The sequence below is a fragment of the Mesorhizobium sp. BE184 genome, assembly GCF_031457045.1.
GTDB lineage: Bacteria > Pseudomonadota > Alphaproteobacteria > Rhizobiales > Rhizobiaceae > Mesorhizobium.
The window spans coordinates 233414-246900 of the sequence record NZ_JAVDVU010000001.1 but is presented as its reverse complement, the minus strand read 5'-3'; the positions used below and the strand labels follow the sequence as shown (position 1 = coordinate 246900).

The window sequence follows — 13487 nt, the reverse complement described above, 5'->3', positions numbered from 1 at the left end:
CGCGCCTTTCCTGATGGTGGCGCCGGACAGGCGGCCTCGTCGGGATCGATCCCGCAGTTCCCTTCCCTGCCGTCGGTTCAGGCCGGAAATGGTTTGCCAAGTCTGACGCGCAATCCTATGTCTGGGCCTTAACAGGGACTGGACCATCCATGGCGCGTGCGTTCGTTTTCGTTCTCGACTCGTTCGGAATTGGCGGCGCGGGCGACGCCGACCGCTACGGCGACACGGGTTCCAACACATTCGGGCACATCGCCGAGGCATGCGCTGCTGGTCGCGGCGACCGCGATGGCCTGCGCCAGGGACCGCTGAAGCTTCCCAACATGGCAGCGCTGGGCCTGGGCGAGGCCGCCAGGATCGCTACCGGCTTCGACTTCGACGGTGGAACCGCCCTTCCCTCCTCCATCCGCGGCGCGGCGCAGGAAATATCCAACGGCAAGGATACGCCGTCCGGCCACTGGGAAATCGCCGGCCTGCCGGTGCTGTTCAACTGGGGGTATTTCCCCGAGACGATCCCCGCTTTTCCCGCCGACCTGACGGAAGCGATGATCCGCGAGGGCAAGGTGCCCGGCATTCTTGCCAACCGCCACGCCACCGGCACCGGCGTCATCGAGGACTATGGCGAAGAGCATATCCGGACGGGAATGCCCATCTGCTACACCTCCGTCGATTCCGTCATGCAGATCGCGGCGCACGAGACGCATTTCGGGCTGGAGCGGCTTTACGACTTCTGCAAGGTGGTGCGGCGGCTGGTCGACCCCCTCAACATCGGCCGCGTAATCGCCAGACCCTTCCTCGGCGAACATCCGGGCGAATTCCAGCGGACGCCCAACCGCAAGGACTTTTCGGTTCCGCCGCCCGAGCCGACCTTGCTCGACCGGCTGGTCGAGAATGGGCGCCGCGTCATCGCCATCGGCAAGATCGGCGACATCTTCGCGCACCGAGGCATTTCCGAAGTGCGCAAGGGGCCGGGAAACATGGCCATGTTCGATAAGGCGCTGGGCGCGATGGACGATGCCCGCAACGGCGACTTCGTGTTCGCCAACTTCGTCGATTTCGACACGGACTTCGGCCATCGCCGCGACGTGCCCGGCTATGCCGCCGCGCTCGAGGCGTTCGATGCGCGTATCCCCGAAGCGCTGGCCAAACTGAAGTCCGGCGACCTGTTCTTCCTGACCGCCGATCATGGCAACGATCCGACCTGGAAGGGCACCGACCACACGCGTGAGCGCATACCGGTGATCGGCTTTGCGCCCGGCCTCAAGGGCGGCGATATCGGTTTGCGGGAGACCTTCTCCGATCTCGGCGAAACAATCGCGGAGCATCTCGGAATCGCGCCCGGAAAATACGGCAAATCCTTCTACGCCGCGATCGGCGGCGATGCCTGAACTGCCGGAGGTCGAGACCGTCCGGCGCGGTCTGCAGCCGGTGATGGAAGGCGCGCGCATCGTCCGCGTCGAGGCCCGCCGTCCGGATCTGCGCTTTCCGCTGCCGGAAAATTTCGCCGCCCGCCTCGCCGGCCGGAAAATTTTGTCGCTGGGCCGCCGAGCCAAATATCTGACCATGCATCTTGAAGGCGGGCCGGCGCTGATCTGCCATCTCGGCATGTCGGGCTCGTTCCGCATCGAGACGGCGAACGCCAGCGAAACACCCGGCGACTTTCATCACCAACGCACGGCCGCCGGCGCGCATGACCATGTCGTCTTCGAGCTCGAGCCGGCGGCAGGACCTGCCGCACGCATCGTCTTCAACGATCCGCGCCGGTTCGGCTTCATGCTTTTCGCCGAGTGCGCGCCGGACGAGCACCCGATGCTGGCAAGCCTGGGAATCGAGCCCACGGGCAACGCGCTGGACGGCCCTCTTCTCGCCGGCCTTCTGGAAGGCAGGAAAGCGCCGCTCAAGGCCGCCCTTCTCGACCAGACGCTGATCGCCGGCCTCGGCAACATCTATGTGTCGGAGGCGTTGTGGCGGGCGGGGCTTTCGCCGCTGCGCCGGGCCGGCACCATCGCCGGACCGACCAAAAGAGCGCGCGCGCATGCCGAAGGTCTTGCCGGAGCGATCCGCGCCGTCATCGCCGATGCGATCGCCGCCGGCGGCTCATCGCTGCGCGACTACAGGCAGGCGGACGGCTCGCTCGGCTACTTTCAGCACTCCTTCGCCGTCTACGACCGTGAGGGCGAGCCGTGCCCGAGACCGGGCTGCGGCGGCGCCATAAAGCGCATCGTGCAAAGCGGTCGCTCGACCTTCTATTGCCCGACCTGCCAGTATTAAATCACCTCGGTTACACGGAATACTTGTATCCGCCGGAAGCTCTCGCTACAGCGCAAGGAGAAGCGAGAGGAGCAGGACATGGACTACGAAACCATCATCGCCGAAACGCGCGGCAAGGTCGGCCTGATAACGCTGAACCGCCCCAAGGCGTTGAATGCGCTGAATTCGCAAATCCAGGCGGAAATCGTCAGGGCGGTCCAGTCGTTCGAGGCCGATGCGGCCATCGGCGCGATGGTCATCACCGGGTCCGAAAAGGCTTTCGCTGCCGGCGCCGACATCAAGGAGATGCAGGCCAAGGGCTATGTCGATGTTTACCTGGAAGACTTCTTCGTCGGCTGGGAGGAGCTGACCCGCGCCCGCAAGCCGATCATCGCCGCGGTTGCGGGATACGCGCTGGGCGGCGGTTGCGAACTGGCCATGATGTGCGATTTCATCATCGCCGCCGACACCGCCAAATTCGGCCAGCCGGAAATCACGCTCGGCGTCATGCCCGGCATGGGCGGGTCGCAGCGGCTGACCCGCTTCGTCGGCAAGTCCAAGGCCATGGATATGTGCCTTACCGGCCGCATGATGGACGCCGCCGAGGCCGAACGGTCTGGCCTGGTGTCGCGTGTCGTTCCGGCCGCCGAGCTTCTGGACGAGGCCTTGAAGGCCGCGGCCAGGATCGCGGCTTTCTCGCTGCCGTCCGTGATCATGAACAAGGAGGCGGTGAACCGCGCCTACGAGACCACGCTGGCCGAGGGCCTGCGGTTCGAGAAGCGGCTTTTCCACTCGATGTTCGCGCTGGAAGACCAGAAGGAAGGCATGACCGCCTTCGTCGAAAAAAGGCCGCCGAATTTCCGTAACCGCTAAGCGGCCGGTCAACCAAAAAGAACACGGCGCGGCGTTGACGCGTCGGAAAAGCTGCACTATAAGCCGCACCAATCGAGGCGGCCGCTTGGCTGCCCGTTTGTTTTTTGCGCCCTGCGGCATGCCGCGTGCGCCCACCACTGAGATCGGAAGAGAGGCATCCATGGCCAACACCTCATCGGCCAAAAAAGCAACGCGCAAGATCGCCCGCCGCGCCGCGGTCAACAAGAACCGCCGTTCGCGCGTGCGCAACTATGTGCGCAAGGTCGAAGAGGCCCTGGCCGCTGGCGACAAGAGCGCGGCGGAAGCGGCCCTCAAGGCGGCCCAGCCGGAATTGATGCGCGCTGCGACGAAGGGCGTCCTTCACAGGAATACCGCGTCCCGCAAGGTTTCGCGCCTGGCGCATCGGCTGAAGACGCTTTCTGCGTAAATTCCACTTCGCAGTCTGGACTTTTCAAGAAACCCGGCGCTGGACGCCGGGTTTTTCTTTTGCCGGCAAGATTGCGAGATGGGTGTGCTGATTAACTCGGCGACGAAGAACGCAGGCTATTTGAAGTTTTGCCGGCATATCCTTCCCGCATAACGGGGATCGGCACCTGAAGGATACCTGCAACTTTACAAAAGTTGACGACTAAAATCCTTTAATATCAAAAGCTTAAAGCAGGTCACTCCACAGGTTGTTCACACTGTCCCCGGATGGCGGGGGACAAGTGGCTGTCAAGAAAAATATTATAAAAAATTTCGCGCCAGCTACCGATTTTCACATTCGCCGGAAAACGTTTTGAATCACAACGGCTTTGCGGATCGGGTCCGTTCGAAGGCGGCGCCAAAGGCCCCATCAGAGACCCCGATTCGTTAAAATTGCGTTTAACTTGGCCTTGCCCTTTCGGCGCCGATTTCGTTAGTGTCTGTCCATCGAAAGGGACGGGCCTTTGGCCCTCGACCCAGCCAAAATCGTCGGCTTTCACGACGCGAAGCAATTCGCGAACGGGGTTGTGTGTTCTTTCGATGCGTGTTGGGGACTGGGGTCATTTGCATGGTGATTTAAGGGACAACGGCGTTTCGCCGGAGGGCCGTGCTTTGCCGTCAGGTGTTGGGCCTGAAGCGCAATTCATAAATTGCGATGGCACCAGGCGTCGATAGCACGGTTGGATTTGTTGCCGGATCAAGGATGCAGGAGGCGCATCCCGGCGACAGAACAGACGAGACAATAAGGGACATAAAAGTGCAAAGCGGCATCGACAGGAAATTGAGCGGCGACGTGCCATTTCCAGGAAATCTGGTTGGAGAGAATGGCATGGTGGCGACGACGGAAACCGATCTTCGGTTCGAACGCGTCAGGACCCAGTTGAAGGCTCGCCTGGGCAGCGAGGTCTATTCCAGCTGGTTCGGAAGAATGAAGCTGGACGAGATGTCGAAGGCCGTCGTGCGGATGTCGGTGCCCACGGCTTTCCTGCGCTCGTGGATCACCGGGCACTACCTCGATCTCATCACGGAATTGTGGAAGCAGGAAAACCCGGACCTTCTCAAGGTCGAGATCGTCGTGCGAACCGCGACCCGCCACATGCGCGCAGCGGAAGCCGAAGCCACCCCGGCGCTCAAGGCAACCAGGCAGGCGCAAACGGCGCTGTCGTCCGGAACGCTGAATGCCGCAGGCAAGCAGGAGCGCTCCGCCTCGCCCCGCATTTCCAGCCCGGAGACCGAGTTCCGGCAGAGCGTGCTCGGCTCGCCACTCGATCCGCGCTATACATTCACCTCTTTCGTCGAAGGCCCCTCCAACCGCGTCGCTTTCGCGGCGGCGCGCGCCGTGGCCGAATCCGCCACAAGCGCCGTCCGCTTCAATCCGCTGTTCCTCCACGCGACGGTCGGCCTCGGCAAGACGCACCTTCTGCAGGCGATTGCCGCGGAATCGCTGCGCAACAATCCAAGATCCCGGGTCGTCTACCTGACGGCGGAGTACTTCATGTGGCGCTTCGCCACCGCCATCCGCGACAACAACGCCCTGACGCTGAAAGAGCAGCTGCGCGACATCGACCTTCTGATCATCGACGACATGCAGTTCCTGCAGGGCAAGTCGATCCAGCACGAGTTCTGCCATCTGATCAACATGCTGCTGGACAGCGCCAAGCAGGTTGTGGTGGCGGCGGACCGTCCGCCGGCTGAACTGGAATCGCTCGAGCCGCGCGTGCGCTCGCGCCTCAATGGCGGCGTGGCGCTGGAAATGTCGGCGCCCGACTTCTCCATGCGCCTCGGCATGCTGCAGATGCGGCTTGCAACAGCCAAGGTGGACGATACGTCGCTCGATTTTTCCGAAGAAATCCTGAACCACATCGCCCGCACCGTGACGGGCAGCGGACGCGAACTGGAAGGCGCTTTCAACCAGCTTTTGTTCCGCAAGTCGTTCGAGCCTCAGATCACGATCGATCGCATCGATGAAATCCTCGGCCACATCTACCGCACGGGAGAGCCGAAGCGTGTCCGCATCGAGGACATCCAGCGCATCGTGGCGCGCCACTACAATGTCTCGAAGACGGAACTGCTCTCCAACCGGCGCACGCGCACCATCGTCAAGCCGCGCCAGATAGCCATGTACCTGTCCAAGGTGATGACGCCGCGTTCGCTGCCGGAAATCGGCCGCCGCTTCGGCGGCCGGGACCACACCACGGTGCTGCATGCCGTGCGCAAGATCGAGGACCTGTCCGGCGGCGACAACACGCTGGCGCAGGAACTGGAGCTGCTCAGAAGGCTGATCAACGAGCAGGCCTGACGCGCTGAAAAAGCAGGTGGCTTCGCGGCCGCCGGCTTTATCCCCAGAAAGGCTGCCCGCCGCGCCGGAACCGACGCCGCGGGCTTGCTTTTGCAAGGCTTTTCCTGTCAGTTTGACTGGATTCTGAACGTGTTCGGATCGTTCGCGGGCCGCCGGTGATCGGGGACCCGCCTATTCATTGAAGCGAGCCTGTTTCGTCATGCGTGTTATTCTGGAACGGTCAAACCTGCTGAAGTCTCTGAACCACGTGCATCGCGTGGTGGAGCGCCGCAACACGATCCCGATTCTCTCCAACGTGCTCTTGGCGGCCGAAGGCGGCAGTCTCGAAATGAAGGCGACGGATCTCGACCTCGAGGTCACCGAGGCGACGCCCGCCAAGGTCGAACAGGGCGGCGCCACCACCGTTCCGGCGCATCTTCTCTACGATATCGTGCGCAAGCTGGCCGACGGCGCCGAAGTGATGCTGAAAACGGACGAGGACGGCAACGCCATGACGGTCGCTTCCGGCCGGTCAAGTTTCCGCCTGCAGTGCCTGCCGCAATCCGATTTTCCGGAGCTCTCGGCGGGCTCGTTCTCGCACATCTTCCGAATGGATTCTGCGGGGCTCAAGGGCCTCATCGAGAAGACGCAGTTCGCGATCTCCACCGAGGAGACGCGCTATTACCTGAACGGCATCTACCTGCACACGCATGAATCGGGCGGCAAGCTCAAGCTGCGCTCGGTGGCGACCGACGGGCACCGTCTGGCGCGCGCGGAGATGGAAGCGCCGGCTGGGTCGGAAGGGATGCCCGGCATCATCATTCCGCGCAAGACCGTCAGCGAGTTGCAGAAGCTCGTCGACGATCCCGATGTCGCCGTCACCACCGAGCTTTCCGACACCAAGATCCGCTTCACCATCGGCAGCGTGGTTTTGACCTCCAAGCTGATCGACGGGACGTTCCCCGATTACCAGCGCGTCATTCCGACCGGCAACGACAAGAAGCTCATCATCGACCGGCAGACCTTTGCCGCCGCCGTCGATCGCGTCTCCACCATCTCGTCCGAGCGCGGCCGGGCAGTAAAGCTCTCCATCGCCGAGGGGCAGGTGACGCTCGCCGTCAACAATCCGGATTCCGGCAGCGCGACGGAGGAACTGGCGGCGGACTATTCGTCCGACCCGATCGAGATCGGCTTCAACGCCCGCTATCTGCTCGACGTCGCGGCGCAGCTGACCGGCAGCGAGGCCCGCTTCATGCTGGCCGATGCCGGTTCGCCGACCCTGATCCACGACACCAGCGACGAGAACACGCTCTACGTTCTGATGCCGATGCGGGTGTAGTTTACCTTCCTGCTTGCGGGGAGGGTCGCAAACGCAGCGAGCGGGTTTGGGGTCGGCCGCATAACCTTTGCACCTGTCGAGTAGGTACTTTTTGAATACCCCCACCCCGTCTCGCGAACCTCACTTCGTTTCGTTCGCTTGCCGACCCTCCCCGCAAGGGAGAGGATAAAACGTGTCCGCCACCCATATAAGTAAGCTCACGCTTACAAACTTCCGCAACTATGCGAACCTGTCCGTCGAGCTGCGGCCGGGGCCGGTCGTGTTGACCGGCGACAATGGCGCCGGCAAGACGAACCTGCTCGAGGCCATCTCGCTGCTCACGCCGGGACGCGGGCTGCGGCGCGCCTCCTATGCCGAAATCGCGCGCGAAGGCGGCGATGGCGGCTTCGCCCTCCACGCCACGCTGGATGGGCCTGCCGGGGAAGCAGAGATCGGCACGGGTGTCATCGGCGGCGGCGACGCCGACAGCAGCCGGCGCGTTCGCATCAATGGCGCCCCTGCCCGCTCGGCCGACGCCATGCTGGAATGGCTGCGGGTGGTGTGGCTGACGCCGGCGATGGATGCGCTTTTCACCGGGCCTGCCGGGGACCGCCGGCGCTTCCTCGACCGCCTGGTGCTCGCCATCGACGCCAATCATGGCCAGCGCGCGCTCGACTACGAAAAAGCCATGCGCGGACGCAACCGGCTGCTTTCCGAAGGATCGCGCGATGGTGCCTGGTTCGATGCCATCGAGACGCAGATGGCCGAGACCGGCGTGGCGATCGCCGCGGCGCGCGCCGAAATGGTGCGGCTGCTTGCCGTCATGATCGAGAAACTGCCCGGCGACGGACCGTTTCCGCAGGCCGATATCGGTCTCGAAGGCGAGCTGGAGCAGGCTGTCACCACTCTGCCCGCCGTCGAGGTGGAGGAAAAATTCCGGCGAGCGCTGGCCGAGGGCCGCGAGCGCGACCGCGCCGCCGGCCGCACGCTGGACGGCCCGCACCGTTCCGACCTCGTGGTGCGGCACCGGCCAAAGGCGATGCCGGCGGAGCTATGCTCGACCGGCGAGCAGAAGGCGCTGCTGGTCGGCATCGTGCTCTCGCACGCGCGCCTGACCGGGGAGATGTCCGGCCTGCCGCCCATCCTCCTGCTCGACGAGATCGCCGCGCATCTCGACGCCGGACGGCGCGCGGCGCTGTTTGCGATCCTCGAAGAGCTGAACTGCCAAGCCTTCATGACGGGAACCGACGCCGCGCTGTTTTCGTCGCTCGCCGGCCGGGCGCAGTTCCTGTCGGTGGACCACGGCGCGGTTGTGGCAATGGGCTAAATCGTCATCCCGGAAACCATTTGGAGCGAAACGGAGAGCGGATATCCGGGATCCATGCCAGAACACAGGCCATGTTCCGGACTGGATCCCGGCTCAGCGCTCGCAAGCTCGCTTGGCCGGGACGACGGCGGAGTTTCCGGTCGATTTCGTTTTTGCCGAGAATTGCGGGATGACGCACCGAGACGAAACGCTCTAAAGTTCATCAATGGCCATCGCAACACCCCTCACCGACGAAGAACTCGAACGCTATGCGCGCCACATCGTGCTGCCTGAAATCGGCGGCAGCGGGCAGCAGAAGCTGAAGCGCGCGCGGGTGCTGGTGATCGGCGCCGGCGGGCTGGGCGCGCCGGTACTGGAATATCTCGCCGCCGCCGGCGTCGGCACGCTGGGCATTGTCGATGACGACACGGTTTCGCTGTCGAACCTGCAGCGACAGGTCATCCATGGCACGGACTCCATCGGAATGGCCAAGGGCGAGAGCGCAAGACAGTCCATTGCCCGCATCAACCCGAATGTCGCGGTGGAATTGCACGATTTCCGCATGGCGGCGGAAAACGCCGCTGCCCTCGTCAGGGCCTATGACATCGTCGTCGACGGCTCCGACAATTTCGAAACGCGCTACGCGGCGGCGGATGCCTGCGCGGCGGAGAAAAAGCCGTTGGTCCATGCCGCGGTCGGCCGTTTCGACGGATCCCTGACTGTGCTGAAGCCGTTCGAGACCGGCGCGGACGGACAGCCCAATCCCTCCTATCGCGACCTCTTCCCGGAAGCCCCGCCGGCGGGGCTGGTGCCGTCCTGCGCCGAGGCCGGCGTGCTCGGGGCGCTGACCGGCGTCATCGGCATGCTGCAGGCGATGGAAGCGATCAAGCTCATCACCGGCATCGGCGAGCCGCTTGTCGGGCGGCTGCTGCTCTATGACGCGCTGGCCGCCCGCTTCGACACGATCCGCTACAAAAGCCATCGGCCGTGAGCCTGCACCTTACCGTGGAAGAGCGTGCAATCGCCGGCGGCCGCGATGGCCAGGGCGCGGCCATGGCGATGCGCATCGTCGCGACCAGCGCAAGCCTGCTCGGCGCGCCACGGCTCATCCCGATCCAGTCCGCGCATATCGACGGCGCGCTCTATCACGGGGATTCCGGCACGCTGTTCGCCGAGCGGCTGGTTGCGGGCGGCGCCCGGGTAAAAGTGCGCTCGACGCTCAATGTCGGCGCGCTGGACCTGACCGGCTGTTCGCATGTGCGGCTGGCCGAGCCGCGGCGCGGCATGGCGCGGCGCATGATGGAAGCTTACCGCGAACTCGGCTGCGAACAGAGCTGGACCTGCGCACCCTACCAGGCCGGGCACAGGCCGGCATTCGGCACCGACGTCGCCTGGGGCGAGTCCAACGCCGTGGTGTTCTGCAATTCGGTGCTCGGCGCGCGCACCAACCGCTACGGCGATTTCCTCGACATCGCCTGCGCCATTGCCGCCCGCGCGCCGGATTATGGGCTGCACAGGCAAGAGAACCGCGGAGCCCGCCTGGCGTTCGATGTATCCGCCCTGCCCCACACCTTCCTCGACTCCGAGATCGCCTGGCCGGTGCTCGGTTCTCTCTACGGTCGCGAAGTGGGCGACGCAGTCGGCGTCATCGCCGGCATGGCCGGCCATCCGGGGGAGGATGCGCTGAAGGCGTTCGGCGCGGCCGCCGCGTCTTCCGGGGCGGTAGGCCTGTTCCACATCGCCGGCATCACACCGGAAGCCCCCGACCTGGAGACCGCGCTGGGCGGCAAACCCGCGGACATGACGATCCAGGTGACTCCAGCCATGGTGGCGGATGCGCGGGCAAGGCTATCGACCACCGCGGCCCCGGACCAGATCGACGCCGTCGCCATCGGCAGCCCGCATCTTTCGCTGGCCGAATTCGTCGCGCTGGAGCGGCTGCTCGCCGGGCGCCGGCTGCGCGTGCCTCTCTATGCCTGCACCGGACGTCACGTCGTGACCGAACTCGACAGGCAGGGCCGGCGCGAGGCGCTGGAAGCGGCGGGCGTGACGGTCGTCGCCGACACCTGCGTGGTGGTGACGCCCATCCTGGCCGAACGTTTGGGCGGGGTGCTGATGACCAATTCCGGCAAGTTCGCGCATTATGCGCCAGGCAACACCGGCTATGCGGTGCTTTACGGTTCGCTGGCGGAATGCGTGGAAAGCGCGGTGGCGGGACGGCCAGTGTTTCTGGATCTTGCCGGGCAAGAGTGGCGCACCCCCACCCCTAACCCCTCCCTTCAAGAGAGAGGGGAACTTGGTCGTATTTCCACCACGGCTCCAGAGCCGGCAAGTTTGCAGGGCACATCGGCAGCGAGGTCCTCCTCCCCCTTGAGGGGTGGGGGTGTGCAGACCGAACCAGCCAAGGGGAACCTTCAAGGTAACGGCGCCACAGCCCAAATCCTCGTGTCCGGCGCTCCCGGCACCGGCGAGGCCCTCATCCTCACCGCGCCGATCAGCTTCTGGGGCGGGGTCGATCCGGCCAGCGGGCGCATCGCCGACGTCCGCCACCCGCAATGCGGCGAGAGTGTTTCAGGCCGCGTGCTGTTCCTGCCCGGCACGATCGGTTCGTCCTCGGCGTCCGCCGTTCTGCTGGAACTCGCCCATAACGGCCACGCGCCGGCGGCGCTGGTGCTGCATGAGCCGGACGCCATCCTGCTGCTCGGCCTCATCGTCGCGCGGGAAATGGACTGGCCGACGCCGATGGCAGTGAGATTGGATCGGGCTAGGTTTGAGACCTTCAAGATGACCACCGTCTCCGTGGCCGTCGATGGATCCATGACCCTGGCAAACGGAGGTGGGCTTGGCCGTCGTAAGTGAAACGAGCGTCACCTTCCGACTCCTTGGAGATCAATTGGACCCCGACGAGGTGACGTCCCTGCTAGGTGTCCAGCCAAGTGACTCTCGGAGGAAAGGCGGCACTTGGCACACGCCTAAGGGCAAACCAATGATTGCACGCACGGGTAGATGGTCGCTCGAAATCGAGAGGGCTGTTCCCGGAGACCTCAGCACGCAGATTCGCCAGCTTCTCGGCAGGATGACAGACGATCTAAGCATTTGGCGCGATTTGACTTCGCGCTTCGAGGCAGACTTTTTTGCGGGCTTTGGCTCAATCGCTGGAATGAAGGCGAAGTCTTGATGCCGGACGTGCTGTTGATGCTTGGCCAACGCAATATCAAACTTGAGCTGGACATCTATTCCGGCAATGACGACGGGTAGCGAAGAGTTCCAGGCGAACAACCGGCCTAGGTTCGAAGCGGCAAGACCCGATCGGGCGGGCGGTGGCCGTCGAAGAAGGCGCGGATGTTGATGATGACCTTCTCGCCCATGTCGATGCGGCCCTCCAGCGTGGCCGAACCCATATGCGGCAAAAGCACCACCTTGCCCTTGTTGGCGAGCTTGAGCAGCTTGGTGTTCAGCGCCGGCTCGTGCTCGTAAACGTCCAGGCCGGCGCCGGCGATCTTGCTGTCCTGGATGAGCTTCACCAACGACTCCTCGTCGATGATGTCGCCGCGCGCCGTGTTGACGAGATAGGCGGTGGGCTGCATCAGCGCCAGCCGCCGCGCCGACAGCAGATGAAACGTCGCAGGGGTCGAAGGACAATTGACCGAGATGATGTCCATGCGGGCCAGCATCTGGTCGAGGCTTTCCCAATAGGTGGCTTCCAGCTCGTCCTCCACCGCCGGCAGGACGCGATGGCGGTTGTGATAGTGGATCGACAGGCCGAAGGCCTTGGCGCGCCGCGCCACCGCCGTGCCGATGCGACCCATGCCGACAATGCCGAGGCGCTTGCCCCAGATGCGGCGGCCGAGCATCCAGGTCGGCGACCAGCCCGCCCATTTCTTGTCGCCGGCAAGCACGTTGGCGCCTTCCGCCAGCCGGCGCGGCACCGCCAGCATCAGCGCCATGGTCATGTCGGCCGTGTCCTCGGTCAGCACGTTTGGCGTGTTGGTGACGGTAATGCCCTTCTTGGCGGCGGCGCTGACATCGATCTTGTCGACGCCGTTGCCGAAATTGGCGATCAGCTTCAGGTTCTCGCCAGCCTGGGCGATCAAGGCGGCGTCGATATTGTCGGTGACTGTCGGGACGAGAACGTCCGCCTCCTTGACCGCCGCCACAAGCTCGGGCTGCGTCATCGGCCGGTCGTCGACATTCAGCCGCGCATCGAACAGCTCGCGCATCCGCGTTTCGACCGGGTCAGGCAGCTTGCGCGTGATGACGACCAGAGGTTTCTTTTTGCCGGCCATTCCTGCCCTCGATGCGGGTCTGTTGAGACCTCTTTAACCAAGACAGGCGAAACTGCAAATCGGTTGCGCCTCCCAGTCTCATGTAACAAGCGCGACCGCCGAAGACAAAGAAAAAGGGGCGCCGGGCCACGGGCTGCGGCGCATGACGAGGGAAATACAGTGTCCGCTTTCGCGTCGCTTCGCCTGGCAACGTGCGCTGCCCTTCTCGGGGCGATCCTGATTTCACCGCAGGCTTCCGCCCAGAGCGCTGCGGCGCAGAGCGTGACGCTCGGTCCCAGCGGCCTGCCCCTGCCCCGTTTCGTCAGCCTGAAATCGGCGCGCGTCAATTCGCGGGTCGGCCCCGGCGTCAATTATTCGGTCGACTGGATGTACACCAAGGCCGGCCTGCCGATGGAGATCGTCCAGGAATACGACACCTGGCGGCGGGTGCGCGATGCCGACGGCTCGGAAGGCTGGATCAACCAGTCGCTCCTCTCGGGCAAGCGCACGGCAATCATCGCGCCGTGGCAGCGCGGCGACAAAACCCAGATCAACCTGCTGGACGACAAGGACAAGAACGCCGCGGTCGTCGCGGTGGTCGAGCCGGGCGTGATCGGCAGGATCAAGTCCTGCGACGGACAGTGGTGCGAGATGGTGCTGGGCGGACACACGGGCTGGCTCAGCCAGTCGCTGGTCTGGGGCGCCTATCCGGGAGAGTTGGTCAAGGATTGAGGC

The 13487-nt window shown here is 64.2% G+C and carries 12 protein-coding genes; 11 read left to right on the top strand and 1 reads right to left on the bottom strand.

All coding sequences use genetic code 11. The annotated features are described in order from the left end of the window. Positions 1–149: 149 nt before the first annotated feature. The 10 genes from J2X35_RS01155 (at position 150) to J2X35_RS19790 (ending at position 11665) form a co-directional block, all read left to right on the top strand. Complete coding sequence (locus J2X35_RS01155; protein ID WP_056107569.1) at positions 150–1385, top strand: phosphopentomutase; 1236 nt, start codon at positions 150–152, stop codon at positions 1383–1385. Beyond that, a complete protein-coding gene (mutM, locus tag J2X35_RS01150) occupies positions 1378–2268 on the top strand; it encodes a bifunctional DNA-formamidopyrimidine glycosylase/DNA-(apurinic or apyrimidinic site) lyase (protein ID WP_310180418.1) in 891 nt (296 codons plus the stop codon). The genes J2X35_RS01155 and mutM overlap by 8 nt, the downstream gene beginning before the upstream one ends. A gap of 78 nt (positions 2269–2346) precedes the next feature. After that, positions 2347–3120, top strand: a complete 774-nt coding sequence (locus J2X35_RS01145) for an enoyl-CoA hydratase (RefSeq protein ID WP_310180417.1) — start codon at positions 2347–2349, stop codon at positions 3118–3120. 160 nt (positions 3121–3280) lie between these two features. Beyond that, entirely contained in the window at positions 3281–3547 is a 267-nt protein-coding gene (gene rpsT, locus J2X35_RS01140) for a 30S ribosomal protein S20 (RefSeq protein WP_056107560.1), read from the top strand. 795 nt (positions 3548–4342) lie between these two features. Then, on the top strand, positions 4343–5884 hold the full coding sequence (gene dnaA / locus J2X35_RS01135; protein ID WP_310180416.1) for a chromosomal replication initiator protein DnaA: 1542 nt from the start codon (positions 4343–4345) through the stop codon (positions 5882–5884). A gap of 199 nt (positions 5885–6083) precedes the next feature. Then, the gene (gene dnaN, locus J2X35_RS01130; RefSeq protein ID WP_310180414.1) at positions 6084–7202 is read left to right on the top strand and encodes a DNA polymerase III subunit beta; all 1119 of its coding nucleotides are present in this window, start codon (positions 6084–6086) and stop codon (positions 7200–7202) included. Positions 7203–7374: 172 nt separating this feature from the next. Next, positions 7375–8508, top strand: a complete 1134-nt coding sequence (gene recF / locus J2X35_RS01125) for a DNA replication/repair protein RecF (RefSeq protein WP_310180413.1) — start codon at positions 7375–7377, stop codon at positions 8506–8508. Positions 8509–8713: 205 nt separating this feature from the next. After that, positions 8714–9478, top strand: coding sequence for a molybdopterin-synthase adenylyltransferase MoeB (locus J2X35_RS01120; protein WP_310180412.1), 765 nt, complete (start codon positions 8714–8716; stop codon positions 9476–9478). Then, entirely contained in the window at positions 9475–11346 is a 1872-nt protein-coding gene (locus J2X35_RS19795; protein WP_405023168.1) for an aconitase X, read from the top strand. The genes J2X35_RS01120 and J2X35_RS19795 overlap by 4 nt, the downstream gene beginning before the upstream one ends. Next, complete coding sequence (locus J2X35_RS19790; protein ID WP_405023167.1) at positions 11324–11665, top strand: DUF4279 domain-containing protein; 342 nt, start codon at positions 11324–11326, stop codon at positions 11663–11665. Before J2X35_RS19795 ends, J2X35_RS19790 begins: the two co-directional genes overlap by 23 nt. Before the next feature lie 106 nt (positions 11666–11771). On the opposite strand, the gene J2X35_RS01105 is transcribed toward J2X35_RS19790, so the two are convergent. After that, positions 11772–12773, bottom strand: a complete 1002-nt coding sequence (locus J2X35_RS01105) for a D-glycerate dehydrogenase (RefSeq protein ID WP_310180411.1) — start codon at positions 12771–12773, stop codon at positions 11772–11774. Between the two features lie 159 nt (positions 12774–12932). On the opposite strand from J2X35_RS01105, the gene J2X35_RS01100 reads away from it, so the two are divergent. After that, a complete protein-coding gene (locus J2X35_RS01100; RefSeq protein WP_056107542.1) occupies positions 12933–13484 on the top strand; it encodes an SH3 domain-containing protein in 552 nt (183 codons plus the stop codon). The last annotated feature ends 3 nt before the right edge of the window (positions 13485–13487 follow it).

Excerpts from the sequence above, each read along its gene's own strand:
- J2X35_RS01145 (WP_310180417.1), top strand. The coding sequence starts at position 2,347 with ATGGACTACGAAACCATCATCGCCGAAACGCGCGGCAAGGTCGGCCTG.
- J2X35_RS01105 (WP_310180411.1), bottom strand. The coding sequence starts at position 12,773 with ATGGCCGGCAAAAAGAAACCTCTGGTCGTCATCACGCGCAAGCTGCCT.
- mutM (WP_310180418.1), top strand. The coding sequence starts at position 1,378 with ATGCCTGAACTGCCGGAGGTCGAGACCGTCCGGCGCGGTCTGCAGCCG.
- J2X35_RS01155 (WP_056107569.1), top strand. The coding sequence starts at position 150 with ATGGCGCGTGCGTTCGTTTTCGTTCTCGACTCGTTCGGAATTGGCGGC.
- J2X35_RS01120 (WP_310180412.1), top strand. The coding sequence starts at position 8,714 with ATGGCCATCGCAACACCCCTCACCGACGAAGAACTCGAACGCTATGCG.
- dnaN (WP_310180414.1), top strand. The coding sequence starts at position 6,084 with ATGCGTGTTATTCTGGAACGGTCAAACCTGCTGAAGTCTCTGAACCAC.
- rpsT (WP_056107560.1), top strand. The coding sequence starts at position 3,281 with ATGGCCAACACCTCATCGGCCAAAAAAGCAACGCGCAAGATCGCCCGC.